General features: G+C 71.7%; 14 protein-coding genes and 1 tRNA gene. 6 read left to right on the top strand and 9 right to left on the bottom strand.

Annotated elements, in window-relative coordinates; translation table 11 throughout:
* From ACPT94_RS22005 to ACPT94_RS22015, 3 genes are all read right to left on the bottom strand, one after another.
* Nucleotides 1-430 (bottom strand): VOC family protein (locus ACPT94_RS22005; RefSeq protein ID WP_425246610.1); only part of this gene is annotated, 430 nt, incomplete at its 3' end.
* A 220-nt stretch (nucleotides 431-650) separates the two neighbouring features.
* Complete coding sequence (locus ACPT94_RS22010; protein WP_360351655.1) at nucleotides 651-1,133, bottom strand: DUF2267 domain-containing protein; 483 nt, start codon at nucleotides 1,131-1,133, stop codon at nucleotides 651-653.
* A gap of 177 nt (nucleotides 1,134-1,310) precedes the next feature.
* Nucleotides 1,311-1,742: an Hsp20/alpha crystallin family protein gene (locus tag ACPT94_RS22015; protein ID WP_425246611.1), complete on the bottom strand. Its 432-nt coding sequence runs from the start codon at nucleotides 1,740-1,742 to the stop codon at nucleotides 1,311-1,313.
* A gap of 149 nt (nucleotides 1,743-1,891) precedes the next feature.
* Here ACPT94_RS22015 and ACPT94_RS22020 point away from each other — a divergent pair, with 149 nt between their 5' ends.
* Entirely contained in the window at nucleotides 1,892-2,194 is a 303-nt protein-coding gene (locus tag ACPT94_RS22020; protein WP_360351660.1) for a hypothetical protein, read from the top strand.
* A gap of 137 nt (nucleotides 2,195-2,331) precedes the next feature.
* Here the strand turns inward: ACPT94_RS22020 and ACPT94_RS22025 are convergent, their stop codons facing one another.
* Nucleotides 2,332-3,381, bottom strand: coding sequence for a GlxA family transcriptional regulator (locus ACPT94_RS22025; protein ID WP_360351663.1), 1,050 nt, complete (start codon nucleotides 3,379-3,381; stop codon nucleotides 2,332-2,334).
* Nucleotides 3,382-3,614: 233 nt separating this feature from the next.
* On the opposite strand from ACPT94_RS22025, the gene ACPT94_RS22030 reads away from it, so the two are divergent.
* Nucleotides 3,615-4,064 carry a hypothetical protein gene (locus ACPT94_RS22030; protein ID WP_360351666.1) on the top strand — a complete coding sequence of 150 codons (450 nt, stop codon included), beginning with the start codon at nucleotides 3,615-3,617 and terminating at the stop codon, nucleotides 4,062-4,064.
* A gap of 150 nt (nucleotides 4,065-4,214) precedes the next feature.
* Entirely contained in the window at nucleotides 4,215-5,645 is a 1,431-nt protein-coding gene (locus ACPT94_RS22035; RefSeq protein WP_425246612.1) for an alginate lyase family protein, read from the top strand.
* A gap of 235 nt (nucleotides 5,646-5,880) precedes the next feature.
* On the opposite strand, the gene ACPT94_RS22040 is transcribed toward ACPT94_RS22035, so the two are convergent.
* On the bottom strand, nucleotides 5,881-7,434 hold the full coding sequence (locus tag ACPT94_RS22040) for an MFS transporter (RefSeq protein WP_425246613.1): 1,554 nt from the start codon (nucleotides 7,432-7,434) through the stop codon (nucleotides 5,881-5,883).
* Nucleotides 7,435-7,636: 202 nt separating this feature from the next.
* Entirely contained in the window at nucleotides 7,637-8,956 is a 1,320-nt protein-coding gene (locus ACPT94_RS22045) for a DUF445 domain-containing protein (RefSeq protein WP_425246614.1), read from the bottom strand.
* Between the two features lie 177 nt (nucleotides 8,957-9,133).
* Between ACPT94_RS22045 and ACPT94_RS22050 the strand changes: the two genes are divergently transcribed.
* Nucleotides 9,134-10,465 carry an SGNH/GDSL hydrolase family protein gene (locus ACPT94_RS22050; protein WP_425246615.1) on the top strand — a complete coding sequence of 444 codons (1,332 nt, stop codon included), beginning with the start codon at nucleotides 9,134-9,136 and terminating at the stop codon, nucleotides 10,463-10,465.
* 56 nt (nucleotides 10,466-10,521) lie between these two features.
* On the opposite strand, the gene ACPT94_RS22055 is transcribed toward ACPT94_RS22050, so the two are convergent.
* A tRNA-Leu gene (locus ACPT94_RS22055) sits at nucleotides 10,522-10,605 on the bottom strand.
* 64 nt (nucleotides 10,606-10,669) lie between these two features.
* On the bottom strand, nucleotides 10,670-11,137 hold the full coding sequence (gene bcp, locus ACPT94_RS22060; RefSeq protein ID WP_425246616.1) for a thioredoxin-dependent thiol peroxidase: 468 nt from the start codon (nucleotides 11,135-11,137) through the stop codon (nucleotides 10,670-10,672).
* Between the two features lie 121 nt (nucleotides 11,138-11,258).
* Here bcp and ACPT94_RS22065 point away from each other — a divergent pair, with 121 nt between their 5' ends.
* Both ACPT94_RS22065 and ACPT94_RS22070 read left to right on the top strand, forming a co-directional pair.
* Nucleotides 11,259-11,588: a DUF3618 domain-containing protein gene (locus tag ACPT94_RS22065; protein ID WP_425246617.1), complete on the top strand. Its 330-nt coding sequence runs from the start codon at nucleotides 11,259-11,261 to the stop codon at nucleotides 11,586-11,588.
* Nucleotides 11,589-11,686: 98 nt separating this feature from the next.
* A complete protein-coding gene (locus tag ACPT94_RS22070; protein WP_189941586.1) occupies nucleotides 11,687-11,989 on the top strand; it encodes a GroES family chaperonin in 303 nt (100 codons plus the stop codon).
* Between the two features lie 124 nt (nucleotides 11,990-12,113).
* Here ACPT94_RS22070 and ACPT94_RS22075 read toward each other — a convergent pair whose 3' ends face one another.
* Complete coding sequence (locus tag ACPT94_RS22075) at nucleotides 12,114-14,531, bottom strand: transglycosylase domain-containing protein (RefSeq protein WP_425246618.1); 2,418 nt, start codon at nucleotides 14,529-14,531, stop codon at nucleotides 12,114-12,116.
* Nucleotides 14,532-14,647: the final 116 nt, after the last annotated feature.

Raw genomic sequence — 14,647 nt, forward strand, 5'->3', positions numbered from 1 at the left:
CGCCCCAGTGGTGGGACTCGACCGCCTGCCAGTCGGCGTGGGACTGCCAGAAGGCCCACTGCGCGTCGCGGTCCTCCTCGGCGACGTCGAGGCAGATCGCGACGAGGCCGGAGTCGGCGAGCACGCCGGGGTGCCCGGGACGCAGCACGCAGAACTCGTTGCCCTCCGGATCGGCCAGCACGTCCCACGGGACGTCCCCCTGGCCGATGTCGACCCGCGTCGCACCGAGTGTGAGCAGGCGCGCCACCTCGGCCTCCCAGCGCGGCCCTCCGGCCAGATCGAGGTGGAGTCGGTTCTTGTGCGCCGCCTTCGGCTTCGCGGCCGGCACGAACCGCAGCCGCAGGCCGCCCGTCCGGCCCCGCGTCGCGTCCAGCCAGAAGCGGTCCATGCGCGCGACGTCCGACGCGTCGATCACGATCCCGGTCAGCATCCGGTTCCCCCAACCCGTCGAATCCGCCGTCTGCTCATTGTCGCCGCCGCTGTCAACGTCAGTCGGACGCGGTGAACTCGCTCCCCCCTGGCTCTCCCCGGCCAAGTCGGCTGCCTTCCCTGTGCGTTCGGCAGACGGACGGACCCCGGCAGCCTCTCCCCTCCCCCACCGCCGCCGGCGGATTGCCGTACGGCGGCGGGGTGGCGGCCGTATCGGCGGGTCAGGTGCGCGGGGTCAGTTCCGCCCTGCCGAACAACAGGGCGTACCCCGGCGGAAGCTGGGTCAGAATGCGGTCGACGAGGTCCTCGCCGGTCAGCTTCGGCAGGACGCTCAGGACCGAGCTGACGTCCCAGCGTGCCGTGGCGGAGGTGGCGCCCTCGATGCGGGCGGCGACCGTGTCGACGAACTCCGGTGCCGACTGGGGGCGGGTCGCCGGGATCTGGGACGCGATCAGTTCGGCCGCCTCCCTCGGGAGCGCGCGGGCCAGGGCCACGCGCTCGTCGCCGGTGACATGGCCACCGAGCGCGGACAGGACGATGCGGGTGACGCGTTCGGCCTCCGCGGTGGTCGGGTACTGGCCCGCCTCCCGCACCGACGTGATCAGTTCGGTCCAGCCGTCGTCATGGGGCGCCCGCCTCCGCCGCGGGCCGGGGATCACGGTCCTGGCCGGGTGGGGGGTGGTCGTCGTCGCGGTCGTCGTCATCCTTCGGGCTCCTCCTCAAGGTGCGGTGGGGTCCGGTCGCGTCCGGTGCGCCTGGGCGGCGGACGGGCGGACAAGGGGGGGCGCGTCCTGCGGCCCCTGGACACGGGTCGCAGGACGCGCGGGGAGGGGTCGGTCGCGCGGCCCGATCAGCCGCTCAGCCGTTGAAACCGCTCAGGCTCAGCCGCTCAGCTGCTTGCGCCCGCTGTCGCCGCCGGAGATCTGGATGCGGCGCGGCTTGGCCTGTTCGGCCACGGGGATGCGCAGGGTCAGGACGCCCGCCTCGTACGAGGCGTCCACGCGGTCCGTGTCGAGGGTGTCGCCGAGGAAGAGCTGGCGGGTGAAGGTACCCGTCGGGCGCTCGGCGACCAGCATTTCCGCGCCCTCGGGGGCGGGGGAACGGCGCTCGGCGCGGACGTTGAGGACGTTACGTTCGACGTCCAGCTCGATCGTCTCGGGGTCGATGCCGGGGAGGTCGAAGTGGACGAGGAACTCGTCCCCGGACCGGTAGGCGTCCATCGCCATCGCCATCGCGGCGGAGCGGTTGGCGGCACCGAGGACCTGCTGCGCGAGTCGGTCGAGTTCGCGGAACGGGTCGGTTCGCATGAGCATCACAGTCCACTCCTCTCTTCTGGCACTGTGTGCGATGCCCTTACGGGTACTTATATAACTCCGAGGAAGAAACTTGACAAGCCCCGACTCAGGTTCGGTAAGAGGCCTGGTCCGGGCGGTAGCCTCCAAGCGACTTCGAGGAGGCAGGGATGGCGAAGGTTCCCAGTGCGGTGATCGCCGCGGGCGGGCTCGTCGGCGGGTACGGCGTGGCGCGGTGGACGAAGAAGCGGCAGCTCGGCGGGGTCGTCCTGGCCGTCGCGGGGGCGGCCGCCGCGCAGCAGTGGCGGCAGGCGGCCGGCGGGAAGGCCGCGGGGGCGCTGTCCGCGGCGTACGTCGCCGCCTTCGCCGGGTCGCACCCGCTCGCCAAGAAGGTGGGCGCCTGGCCGTCGGTGTTCGGGGTCGCGGGTGCGGTCGCGCTGGCCTCGTGGGCGGTGGCGGACCGGCGGGGCTGAGCTCCCGCTGAGCTCCCGCCCCCCGTCGTCGGCGGGGCTGAGCTCCCGCCCGCATCGCCCGGCGCGGCCGAGTGTCCGAGTGTCCGCTCGGCCGACCGGTGGGCCTGGGCCGCGAAGGACTCGGGTCGGTCAGCCCGTCACGAGCCCTGCGCGGCCCGTCGCTTCGAGCCCTGCGCTGCCCCGTGCGCCGAGCTCTGCGCAGCCCCTTGCGCCGAACCCTGCGCTCCCCCCTCCACCTCCCCCGACCGGAACGCCCGCCGGTACCCCTGCGGGCTCGTCCCCACCACCCGGCGGAACCGTTCCCGGAAGGCCGTCGGCGAGCCGAACCCGGCCCGGGCCGCGATCCGTTCCACCGGGTACGCCGTCGTCTCCAGCAGGTACTGCGCCCGCCGCACCCGCGCCCGGTGCAGCCACTGCAACGGTGTCGTCCCGGCCTGTTCGCGGAAGCGGCGGTTGAGAGTGCGGGTGCTCATGCCGGCGTGTGCGGCGATCTCGTCCAGGGTGAGGTCGCGGTCGCAGTGTTCCTCCAGCCAGCGCAGCACCGGTTCGAGGGTGGCCCCGGCGGGCGCGGGCGGCAGGTCGTGGACGATGAACTGGGCCTGGCCGCCCTCCCGTTCGAGCGGCATGACGGACATACGGGCGGCCTGCGCGGCGACGGCCGAGCCGTGGTCCTTGCGGATCATGTGCAGGCACATGTCCAGGGCCGCGGCGGCGCCCGCGGAGGTGAGGAACCGGCCGTTGTCGACGTAGAGGACGTTCGGGTCGACGGTCACCTTCGGGTAGCGCTCGGCCAGGTCGCGCGCCGCGATCCAGTGGGTCGTCGCGCGCAGGCCGTCCAGCAGGCCCGTCGCGGCGAACAGGAACGCGCCGACGCAGATCGAGGCGATGCGCGTACCGTTCGCCGCCGCGTCGCGCAGCGCTTCCGTGACGCCGGCGGGCAGCGGGTCGGGCGGGTTCTCGACGCCGGGCAGGATGATCGTGTCCGCCTCCGCGAGCGCCTCCAGCCCGTACGGCGCCCGCACCGTGAACGCCCCCGCGCTCACCTCGCCCGAGGCGTACGGCGAGCAGACCCGCACCCGGTACGCCTCCCGGCCGTCGGGCAGCCGCGCCCAGCCGAAGGCGTCGATCGGGGCGGACAGATCGAAGGGGATGACCCCGTCGAGGGCCAGGACGGCGACGGTGTGCATGGCGGGATCGTACGTGTACGACGGATTGCGGCCAACCCGGTCCGCATGCATCCACCTGCGTCTACCTGCACTCCCCTGCTCCCACCTGCGTCTACCTGCACTCCCCTGCCCCCTGCCCGCCCTTCGGCCATCGGCCCTTGTCCCTGCCCCTGCCCCTGCCCCTGGCGGGAATCCGTCGCCCTCTGGCATTTCCGCCACTTCTGCAAGATCCACGCCCCGCCTACCGTCGGCCCGTGACCAAGTTCCTCCTCGCCGTCCATGTCATCGCCGCGATCGTCGCGATCGGTCCCGTCACCGTCGCCGCCAGCATGTTCCCGCCCGCCGCCCGCCGGGCCCTGGCCGCACCCGACGACACCCGCGCGACCGAGACCGTACGGCTGCTGCACCGCATCTGCCGGGTGTACGCCGCCGTCGGCATCGCCGTCCCCGTCTTCGGGTTCTTCACGGCGAGCGCGATGGGGGTGATGGGCGACGCCTGGCTGATCGTGTCCACGGTGCTGACCTTCCTGGCGGCGGTCGTCCTCGTCGTCCTGGTCCTGCCCCGGCAGGAAACGCTCGTCGAGGGCAACGGGACGCGCGAGGTGACCGTCCGACTCGCCATGTTCACCGGGGTGTTCAACCTGCTGTGGGCGGTGGTGACGGTGCTGATGATCGTGCGGCCGGGGTCGACGACCGGGGCGTAGGACGAGGGGGGCGGGGCACGGGCGGAGGTGTGGACGGGAGGGTAGGGGTGGACCCGCGCGGCCAGTTTTCGTTATCCGCCCGCGATCCCGTACGTCTCCCCGGGCATGCACGAGACTCGACCTCGACCTCGACAGATCAGCCGCCGGAGCATGCTGAAGGCCGCGGGCGTGACGGCCGGAGCCGCCGCCGTGGGTGTCGGTGCCACCGGGACCGCGTCCGCCGCCGGCACCGCCTACGCACACCCGGGGCTGCTGCACACCCGCGCCGACCTGGACCGGATGGCCGCCAAGGTGAAGGCCGGCGCCGCGCCCTACGTCGCCGGGTACGCCAAACTGACCGCCAACCGGCATGCGCAGAGCGGCTGGACGGCCAACCCGCAGGCGACCGTGTACCGGGGCTCGGGCAGCCCGGAGAACTACCGGACCCTCTACAACGACGTGCACGCCGCCTACCAGAACGCCCTGCGCTACCACGTCGGCGGCGACAGCGCCCACGCCGACACGGCCGTCGCGATCCTCAACGCCTGGTCGGCAAAGCTGACTTCGCTGGAGGGCTCCGCCGACCGGTTCCTCGCGGCCGGGCTGTACGGCTACCAGATCGCGAACGCCGCCGAACTCGTCCGCGACCGCGACGACTTCGAGCTCGAACGCTTCCAGAAGATGCTGACCACCGTCTTCGCCCCGCTCAGCGAGAGCTTCCTGAAGGACCACAACGGCGCGGTCATCACCAACTACTGGCCCAACTGGGACCTCACCGCCCTCGCCTGCGTCCTCGCCACCGGCGTCTTCTGCGACGACAGCGCGCGGGTGGAGCGGGCCGTGGGGTACTTCAAGAACGGCGCCGGCCTCGGCTCCGTCAAGAACGCCATCCCCGTCGTCCACGCCGACGGCCTCGGCGAGTGGCTGGAGGCAGGCCGCGACCAGGGTCACGCCCTGCTCGGCGTCGGCCTCATGGGCACCGTCTGCGAGATGGCCTGGAACCAGGGCATCGACCTCTACGGCTACGACGACAGCCGCTTCCTCAAGGGCGCCCAGTACGTGGCCAAGTGGAGCCTCGGCGGGGACGTCACCTACACCGCCAACACCCGTAGGAAGGGCGCGATCGGCGGCTGGTCGGGATCGGAGACCGCCTCCGACGCGGCCGCCGTCGACCCGACGATGACCCGGCCCATCTGGGCGATGATCGCCAATCACTACACCAAGCGGCGTGGGCTGTCCGCCCCGTACCTCACCCATGCCGCCGCCAAGGCCGCGCCCGAGGGCGGCGGCGGGGACTACGGCCCCAACAGCGGGGGCTACGACCAGCTCGGGTTCGGGACGCTGGCGTTCACGCGGGACAAGTCCGCGGATACCTCCGGTGGCGGGAGTGGGACGGCGTCGTCTTCGGGCTCGGCGGCCGCCGCGACGGGCGGCGGCTCGCCGAGCCCGGGGGGGGGGGGGCCCGGGGGGGCCGGGGGGGGGGGGGCCCCCCGGGGGGGGGGGGGCCCCCCCGCCCCCGTCCGCGTCGGCGCCGGCTTCGGCGTCCGGCTCGGGCGCCGTGGCCGGATCGGCGCCCAGCCCGGCCGGCGGGAGGAGCGGTGACCTCGCCTCCACCGGCTCCACCGAGGTCGTCGCCTGGACCGCCGCCACGGGGATCACCGCCCTCGCGGGCGGGCTGCTGTTGCTGCGGCGGAGGGGGCGGACGGGGGGCGGGGCCCACAGCAAGTAGGCGGAGTGGCGCACCTCTCGGCCGACCGAGTCGGGCGGGGAGTGGACATGGGCCGGGCGTCTGGGGCGGAGTCCCCGGACAGGCCCGCCGGGGTGCTGCTCGGGGCCGTTACGCCGTGGCCGTCTTCGGGCCCTGCGGGCCCGAGGAATCCTGGGAGTCCCGCGATCCGCGTGTCCCGCCGGCGCCCACCTTCGTCCTCGCCTTCGTCGCCGCCGCCGTCAGGGGCTTGGCGATGTCCTCCAGGGAGCGGCGTTCGGCCCGTACGGCGAGGAGGGCGGCGACCAGGCCCGCCGCGCACATCAGGGCGGCGCCGATCTCGAAGGCGAGGACCGTGTCGCCGACCTTGCCCGTGCCGGTGAGGTCGGCGAAGAGCAGGGGGCCGCTGATGCCGCCGGCGGCGGTGCCGAGGGCGTAGAAGAAGGCGATGGACATCGCCCGGGTCTCCATGGGGAAGACCTCGGAGACCGTCAGGTACGCGCTGGAGGCGCCCGCCGACGCGAAGAACAGCACCGCGCACCAGCAGGCCGTCAGGGTGCTCGCGCTCAGCGAACCCCGGTCGAACAGCCAGGCCGTGCCGAAGAGCAGCAGGCCCGAGAGCAGGTACGTCGACGAGATCATCACCCTGCGGCCGACCGTGTCGAACAGCTTGCCCAGCAGCAGCGGGCCGCAGAAGTTGCCGACGGCGATGACGGCGAAGTAGTAGCCGGTGTCGCCGCTCGGCACGTCGAAGAACTTCGTCAGGATCGCGCCGAAGCCGAAGGTGATCGCGTTGTAGAGGAAGGCCTGGCCGATGAAGAGGGAGAAGCCGAGGATCGCGCGCCGGCGGTAGTCGGAGAAGACCGTGCGGCCGATCTCCAGGAAGGACACGCTGCGGCGCTGGTGGATGGTGATCTCGCCCTCGGCCGGCGGCAGCGGCTCGTCCTTCTCGGCCGCGACCTGCCGTTCGATGTCGGAGACGATCCGTTCCGCCTCGCCGTCCCGGCCGTGGATCAGCAGCCAGCGTGGGCTTTCCGGGACGTGTCGCCGTACGAGGAGGATCACCAGGGCGAGGACGGCGCCGAGCGCGAACGTCAGGCGCCAGCCCACGTTCGCCGCGAAGACGTCCGTGTTCAGCGCGACGATCGACAGCAGGGAGCCGGCGACCGCGCCCAGCCAGAAGCTGCCGTTGATGATCAGGTCGACGCGGCCCCGGTACTCCGCCGGGATCAGCTCGTCGATCGCGGAGTTGATCGCCGCGTACTCGCCGCCGATGCCGAAGCCGGTGAGGAAGCGGAAGAGCAGGAACCACCAGGTGTCGAAGGAGACCGCGGTGAGGGCGGTGGCCGCGAGATACACCGCGAGCGTGATCATGAAGAGTTTTTTGCGGCCCCAGCGGTCGGTCAGCCGGCCCCAGAAGAGGGCGCCGACGCAGGCGCCCGCCACGTACAGCGCGGCCGCGATGCCGGTGACCTGCCCGGAGCTGATCGGCAGCCCGCTGCCCGGCTCCGACAGCCGGCTCGCGATGTTGCCGACGACCGTGACCTCGAGGCCGTCGAGGATCCACACGGTGCCGAGACCGATCACGATCGTCCAGTGCCAGCGCGACCATGGCAGACGGTCGAGGCGGGCGGGGATGTCCGTGGTCACGGTTCGGCCGGTCTCCGCTTGTGCGGCGGTACTCATGGGCTCCCTCCTCCTTGAGCGGAACCCCTGGCGGGTGCCCGGCAGTGGCGGGTCTACGCCCTGCGCCGGTGAGGCGACCCTGCGGTGCGGGCCGTGCCGGGGGCTGCCGCCCCCGGACCCCCGCTTCGGCCCTGCACGGGCCTCGTCCTCGATCGCCGGACGGGCTGAGACTCCCGGCCCGGCGCCGAGGGACCGAGGCCTCCTACGCCCCCAGCCCCCGGCTCACCGTGTAGATCAACAGCCCTGCCAACGACCCCACCACCGTGCCGTTGATGCGGATGAACTGCAGGTCACGGCCGATGTGGGCCTCGATCTTGCGGGTCGTGTGCTCGGCGTCCCAGCCGGCCACCGTGTCCGTGATGAGGGAGGTGATCTCCTTGCGGTACGTCGTCACGACGTGGACCGCCGCGCCCTCGACCCAGCTGTCGACCTTGTCCTGGACCTTGGTCTCGGTGGCCATGCGGTTGCCCAGGGAGAGCAGGGCGGCCCGCACCCGCAGCCGCAGCTCGCTGCGCTCGTCCTCCGCCGCCGAGACGATCATGGCCCGTACGGCGGTCCAGGCGGAGGCGATGAGGTCCTGCACCTCGCCGCGGCCCAGGACCTCGCCCTTGAGCCGCTCCACCCGCGCGCGCGTGTCGGTGTCGGACTGCAGGTCGGCGGCGAAGTCGGAGAGGAAGCGGTCGAGGGCGCCGCGGGCCGGGTGGGACGGCATGTCCCGCATCTCCGCGCAGAACCGCAGCAGCTCCTTGTAGACGCGCTCACCGACCTTCCGGTCGACGAACCTGGGGGTCCAGCCGGGCGCGCCGCCCTGCACCGCGTCCATCACGGAGTCGGCGTGCAGCACCAGCCAGTCGTGCGCCCGGGTGACGACGAGGTCCACCGCCCGCCGGTGACCGCCGTCCGCGACGATCCCCTCCAGCATCTTCCCCAGCCCCGGCCCGATCTCCTGCGCGTCCGCCCGCCGGGTGATCGCCTCGCCGACGACCGCCTGCACGTCCGAGTCGCGCAGCACCGTCAGCGCGCCCCGCAGGGCCGTCGCCAGCTCCGCCGTCACCCGGTCCGCGTTCCCCGGCTCCGCCAGCCAGGTGCCCAGCCGGCTGCCGATGCCGACGGCGCGCAGCCGCTGCCGTACGACGTCCTGGGAGAGGAAGTTCTCGCCGACGAAGTCGCCCAGGGTGACGCCCAGCTGATCCTTCTTGTTGGGGATGATCGCCGTGTGCGGGATGGGCAGGCCCAACGGGTGGCGGAAGAGCGCCGTGACCGCGAACCAGTCGGCGAGCGCGCCGACCATGCCGGCCTCGGCGGCCGCCGCCACATACCGCGCCCAGGCGCCGGCGCCCTGGTGGGAGGCCCACTCGGCGACGACGTACACCACGGCCACCAACAGCAGCAGCCCGGTCGCGGTGAGCTTCATCCGCCGCACTCCGCGCTGCCGCTCCTCGTCGGCGGCGCTGAAGACGGTCATGGCGCGGGCCGCACCCACCACCTTTTCTTCCGCTTCTACCGTTTCCGTACGATCCATCCACTCCACCCGTCCCGGATCCCCCGCGTCCCCCGCGCCAACATTGTCCCTACATGACCGACTCCTGGAACAAAACAAGAGTTCCCGGCGTCTATCCGGCGGGGGAGTTCAACGGTGATCTCCTGCATGTTTTTTTCGGAGCCTCGTCGCTCCCTCGCCTAGGAGAATCACACCCGCATGACCAAGCGTTACGGTTATGCCCTCTTGTCCGCGATCGTCGCCCTGGTCGCGGCCCTCTCAGCAGCCATATACGTCGGGGTCGACGCCGGAGACGGCCGCACCGAGGACACCCTCGCCGCACCCCGCTCGGCCCACAACCCCGCCGCCCCCGTCTCGACCGGCGTCTGGGTGGGCACCTGGGCCGCCGCCCCCGTCGGCGGCGAGCCCCACACCGAGACGGACGGCATGGCGGGGCGCACGGTCCGCAACGTCGTCCACACCAGCGTCGGCGGCAGCAGCGCCCGCATCACCCTGTCCAACCTCTACGGCACCCGGCCGCTGACGGTCACCGCCGCCACCCTCGCCGTCGCGGCCGGCGACGACAGCCCCGCCGCGGCCGCCGGCACCCTGCGCCGGCTCACCTTCGGCGGCGCCCTCACGGTCGTCGTCCCCATGGGCGGCCAGGCCGTCAGCGACGCCGTCGCGCTCGCCGTCCCGCCGGACTCCGACATGCTGGTCAGCACCTACACGCCCACGTCCGCCGGCCCCGTCACCTACCATCCGCGCGCCCGGCAGACCAGCTACGTCGCCGACGGCGAGCACACCGAGGACCTGACGGGCGCCGCGTACACCGGGCGGAGCGACTACTGGCGGTACCTGACCGCACTGGACGTCCTCGGCAACGAGGCCGCCGGCACCGTCGTCGCGTTCGGCGACTCCCTCACCGACGGCGTCACCTCCACCGTGAACGCCAACCGCCGCTGGCCCGACGTGCTCTCCGACCGGCTGCGCGCCGCCGTAGCCGCCGGCGGGGACGCGCCCCGCTACGGCGTCGTCAACGAGGGCATCAGCGGCAACCAGCTCCTCGCCGACGGGCGGGGCCGGCCCGCGGCCAACCCCAGCGGGCTGAAGCGCTTCGAGCGGGACGTCCTCGGCCGCCCCAACGTCAGGGTCGTCGTCATCGACCTCGGCATCAACGACATCCTGCGCAACCGCGCCCTCGCCGACCCGGACGCCGTCCTCACCGGCCTGCGCACCCTCGCCGACCGCGCCCACGCCCGCGGCATCAAGGTCGTCGGCACCACCCTCATGCCCTTCTACGGCCACCGCGGCTACACCGACGCCCGCGAGGGCGTCCGCCGGCAGATCAACGAGGCCATCCGCTCGGGCTCGGTCTTCGACGAGGTCGTGGACGTCGACACAGCACTCGCCGACCCCTACGACCCACGGCGACTGCGGTCGGACTACGACTCCGGGGACCACCTCCACCCCAGCGACAAGGGGTACCGGCGGATGGCGCGGGCCATCGAGCCGGGGCAACTGGAGGGGTCGGCGCCGGCGAGCCTGTGACGAGGTCCGGCGTACGGCAGAAGGGCCGCCCGGTCGGGCGGCCCTTCTGCCGTACGTGCGGCCGGTGGGACTCGAACCCACACGGGCGTGAACCCACTGGGACCTAAACCCAGCATGACTGCCAATTCCATCACGGCCGCCCGGAAACGGTCATCACGCTCGACCGGCGGCACTCAGTGTACGCATGCCCACCTGGGGGCGTTGTCAGATCCCCAGATCCTTGATGATCTTGGCCACGTGCCCCGTCGCCCGGACGTTGTACAGCGCTCGTTCGACCTTGCCCTCCTCGTCGACGACGATCGTCGAGCGGATGACGCCCATGTAGGTCTTGCCGTAGTTCTTCTTCTCGCCGAAGGCGCCGTAGGCGTCGAGAACCTTCTTGTCGGGGTCGGCGAGGAGGGTGACCTTCAGGGATTCCTTGTCGCGGAACCTGCCCAGCTTCTCGGGGCTGTCCGGGGAGATGCCGATGACGTCGTAGCCGGCGCCGACCAGGAGGTCGAGGTTGTCGGTGAAGTCGCAGGCCTGCTTCGTGCAGCCGGGGGTCAGGGCGGCCGGGTAGAAGTAGACGATGACCTTGCGGCCCTTGTGGTCCGACAGGGACACCTCGTTGCCGTCGGCGTCGGGGAGGGTGAAGGCGGGGGCCACGTCCCCGGGCTGGAGTCGCTCACTCATCGGACCAGCGTAACCGGGGGTCCTGACGGTGCGGGCCTCCATGGAGCTGACAGACTGTCCAGGGCAAGCGAGAAACGACCAACGACAAGCAACAGGCATCGGCTACTTCGGAGGCCTCACCGTGGCGGACACGTCGGACACCAGAACCCCGGCGCAGATCGAGGCGGACATCAGGCGCCGCCGAGAAGTGCTGGCCGAGACGCTCGACGAGATCGGGGTGCGGGTGCATCCGAAGACCATCGTCGGGGACGCCAAGGCCAAGGTCGTCGCCAACGTCGACCACACCCTGGGGAAGGCCTACGTCCAGGTCAACCGGGTCGTGACCGATGTGAGGGCGCAGTTCGTGGACGAGAAGGGCGCGCCGCGGCTGGAGCGGGTCGTGCCGGTGGCTCTCGTCGTCGTGGGCGTCGTGGGGCTGCTGGCCCTGGGTACCCGGCGTCGTAAGGGCTGACCCGGAGGAGTTCCCGTCCGGCCGAGGCAGGTAGGTTCAAAGGCGTGAGCGGTAACAGAGACGAGCACAGCAGCCAGCACGACAAGCTTCCCATCCGGATGCTGCACGACCGTGTTCTCGTGCGGCAGGACACCAGTGAGGGCGAGCGGCGTTCCGGTGGCGGGATCCTGATTCCGGCGACGGCGGCCGTGGGGCGCCGCCTGGCATGGGCCGAGGTCGTCGCGGTGGGGCAGAACGTACGGACCGTGGAGCCGGGCGACCGGGTCCTGTTCGATCCGGAGGACCGGGCCGAGGTGGAGGTGCGGGGCATCGCGTACGTGCTGATGCGCGAGCGCGATCTGCACGCCGTGGCGGCGGACCGGTTCGAGGGGTCGGAGGACTCGACGGGGCTGTACCTGTAGATCCGCGGTTCTCGGACGCCGAAGGGGCTGGTGACCATGGTCACCAGCCCCTTTCGTCTCTCCGAACGACGGACGACGGCTGACGGCTGACGGCTGACGGCTGACGGCTGCCGCTTGCCGGCTGCTACTGGTCCACTGGCCTGCGCGTCGTGAGCTGGGGGCTTGTGCCGCCGCCCGGCAGGCCCGGGGTGCCGCCGTCGGCCGTCCCGCCGTCGGTGCCGGTGCCGCCGTCGGTGGTCTCGCCCGTGGCGCCGCCGTCCGTGGTGTCTCCCGTGGCGCCGCCGTCGGTCGGGTCCCCCGTCGTGCCGCCGGTCGTCGTGCCACCCGTGGTGGTGCCGCCGCCGGTGGTGCCGCCCGTGGTGCCGCCGGTCGTCGTGCCGCCGTTGGTCTGCCCCTGGGTCCGGCCCTGGTTCCGGCCGGGGGTGGACTTGTCGCCGGCCGAGGGGTCGTCCTCGGGCTCGGTGGGTTCGGTCTTCGGGGTGTCGGCGGACGGGTAGGCGGTTTCCTCGGAGCCCTCCTGGAGCTGGAGGGAGAAGTCGGTGGCCGGGGTCCCCTTCAGGGCCTCCTTGGTGAACTGGGCCCAGATCTTGGTGGGGGCGCCGCCGCCGTTGATGCGGTCCAGACCCATCGCGCCGTACAGCGGCTTGTGGGCGGCGGTGACCGGGTCCTGGCCCATCACGGCGACGACCGTGGCGAGGTCGGGCGTGTAGCCGGCGAACCAGGCGGCGGTGTCCTCCTCGGCGGTGCCGGTCTTGCCGGCGGCGGGGCGGTCGGCGTTCAGGGCTTCGGTCGCGGTGCCGTTCTGGACGACGCTGCGCAGGATCGAGGTGGTGGTGTCGGCGGCCTCGCGGCTGATGACCTGGGAGGACTTCCGCTCGGGCAGCTCGATGACGTCCGAGCCGTCCTTGGTGATCTTCTCGATGAGGGTGTAGGTGCCGTGCTGGCCGTGGTTGGCGAGCGTCGCGTAGGCCTCCGCCATGTCCAGGACGCTCGCGGTGGCCGTGCCCAGCGCGATCGAGGGGTACGGGTTGAGGTCGGGGGTGTTGGTGGGCAGGCCCAGCTCGACCGCGGTCTGCTTGACCTTCGCGGGGCCGACGTCGACGGCCATCTGCGCGTACACGGAGTTCACCGACTTGTCGGTGGCCTCACGCACGGTGATGTCGCCGTAGGAGTAGTCGTCCTCGTTGGCGGGGTCGTAGCCGCCGCCGCTCCAGCCCTGGACGGGACGCTTGTTGGTGCCGTCGTAGATGGTGTTCGGGGTGATGGTGCGGCCGTCCTGGGTCTCGGAGCCGTTCTCGACGGCCGAGGTGAACACGAACGGCTTGAAGGTGGAGCCGACCTGGAAGTCCCGGCGGGTGGCGTTGTTGGTGTACTGCTTGATGTAGTCGATGCCGCCGTACATGGCGAGGACCTTGCCGGTCTTGGGGTCGACGGCGGCGCCGCCCGCGCGGACGTAGGTGTCGACCTTCCGCTTCTTGTCGAGCTTGGACATCAGCTGGTCGTCGACCGCGTCGACGAAGGCGTCCTGCTTCTTCTTCTCCAGGGTGGTGGTGACCCGGTAGCCGCCGGCGTCGAGCTCGTTCTCGTCGACGATCTTGTTCTGGATCAGGTAGTCCTTGATGGCGCGGACGATGTAGCCGCGCTGCCCGGACATGCCGATGTCGGTGCCGGTGGTCTCCCTCGGAGTGGGGAACTTCATGCCGGCCCGCTCGGACTTGCTCAGCCAGTTCTTGGTGACCATGCCGTCGAGGACGTAGTTCCAGCGGGCCTCGGCGGCCTTCCGGTTCTCGGGGTGGGCGGTCACGTCGTACTCGCTCGGGGCGTTGACCAGCGCGGCGAGGTAGGCGCCCTGGGCGGCGGTGAGTTCGGCGGCGTCGATGCCGAAGTAGGCCTGGGCGGCGGCCTGCATGCCGTAGGCGTTGCGGCCGAAGTAGCTGGTGTTGAGGTAGCCCTCGAGGATCTCCTCCTTGGACTTCTCGCGGTCCAGCTTGATCGCGATGAAGAACTCCTTCACCTTGCGGCTGACGGTCTGTTCCTGCGCGAGGTAGTAGTTCTTGACGTACTGCTGGGTGATCGTCGAGCCGGACTGCTTGCCCTTGCCGAGGGCGGTGTTCCAGCCGGCGCGGAGCATCGCCTTGGGGTCGACGGCGGACTCGGTGTAGAAGTCGCGGTCCTCGGCGGCCAGCACGGCGTGCTGGGCGGGCTTGGAGATCTGCGCGAGGCTGACGTTCTCCCGGTTGACCGCGCCGTCGCGGGCGATCTCGGTGCCGTCCGCGTACAGGTAGACGTTGCTCTGCTTGGTGGCGAGGGCGTTGGCCGACGGGATCTTGACCATGGAGTAGCCGAGGAAGAACAGGCCGAAGAGCAGCAGGGCGCCGAGGACGAACGCGCCGAGCACCATCCGCCAGGTCGGCAGGAGGCGGCGCCAGCCCGTGCGTTTGGGCCGCTTGGGCTTCTTGCCGTCCGCCGGCTCGGCCGCGTCGGGCTCTGTGGATGCCGCCCAGCCCTCGGTCGGCTGCTTCGGCTGCGGCTCGTCGCTCATGTGCTGCTCGGACTCCTGTGTCGCGTCGTACGTTCCCGTACGCCTCGTACGCCTTCTGCGCCCCCTGTTGAAGACTCTCGCACCAAGCGTTCCGTTCCCGACAATCGGCGCGTGTT

It is taken from the genome of Streptomyces aurantiaciflavus (assembly GCF_049808595.1).
GTDB lineage: Bacteria > Actinomycetota > Actinomycetes > Streptomycetales > Streptomycetaceae > Streptomyces.

What these genes read in the sequence shown, in the direction of transcription:
- ACPT94_RS22070 (WP_189941586.1), top strand. Translation starts at nt 11,687, where the DNA reads ATGCTGCACGACCGTGTTCTCGTGCGGCAGGACACCAGTGAGGGCGAG.
- ACPT94_RS22075 (WP_425246618.1), bottom strand. Translation starts at nt 14,531, where the DNA reads ATGAGCGACGAGCCGCAGCCGAAGCAGCCGACCGAGGGCTGGGCGGCA.
- ACPT94_RS22025 (WP_360351663.1), bottom strand. Translation starts at nt 3,381, where the DNA reads ATGCACACCGTCGCCGTCCTGGCCCTCGACGGGGTCATCCCCTTCGAT.
- ACPT94_RS22050 (WP_425246615.1), top strand. Translation starts at nt 9,134, where the DNA reads ATGACCAAGCGTTACGGTTATGCCCTCTTGTCCGCGATCGTCGCCCTG.
- ACPT94_RS22045 (WP_425246614.1), bottom strand. Translation starts at nt 8,956, where the DNA reads ATGGATCGTACGGAAACGGTAGAAGCGGAAGAAAAGGTGGTGGGTGCG.
- ACPT94_RS22010 (WP_360351655.1), bottom strand. Translation starts at nt 1,133, where the DNA reads ATGACGACGACCGCGACGACGACCACCCCCCACCCGGCCAGGACCGTG.
- ACPT94_RS22020 (WP_360351660.1), top strand. Translation starts at nt 1,892, where the DNA reads ATGGCGAAGGTTCCCAGTGCGGTGATCGCCGCGGGCGGGCTCGTCGGC.
- ACPT94_RS22035 (WP_425246612.1), top strand. Translation starts at nt 4,215, where the DNA reads ATGCTGAAGGCCGCGGGCGTGACGGCCGGAGCCGCCGCCGTGGGTGTC.
- ACPT94_RS22015 (WP_425246611.1), bottom strand. Translation starts at nt 1,742, where the DNA reads ATGCTCATGCGAACCGACCCGTTCCGCGAACTCGACCGACTCGCGCAG.
- ACPT94_RS22040 (WP_425246613.1), bottom strand. Translation starts at nt 7,434, where the DNA reads ATGAGTACCGCCGCACAAGCGGAGACCGGCCGAACCGTGACCACGGAC.
- bcp (WP_425246616.1), bottom strand. Translation starts at nt 11,137, where the DNA reads ATGAGTGAGCGACTCCAGCCCGGGGACGTGGCCCCCGCCTTCACCCTC.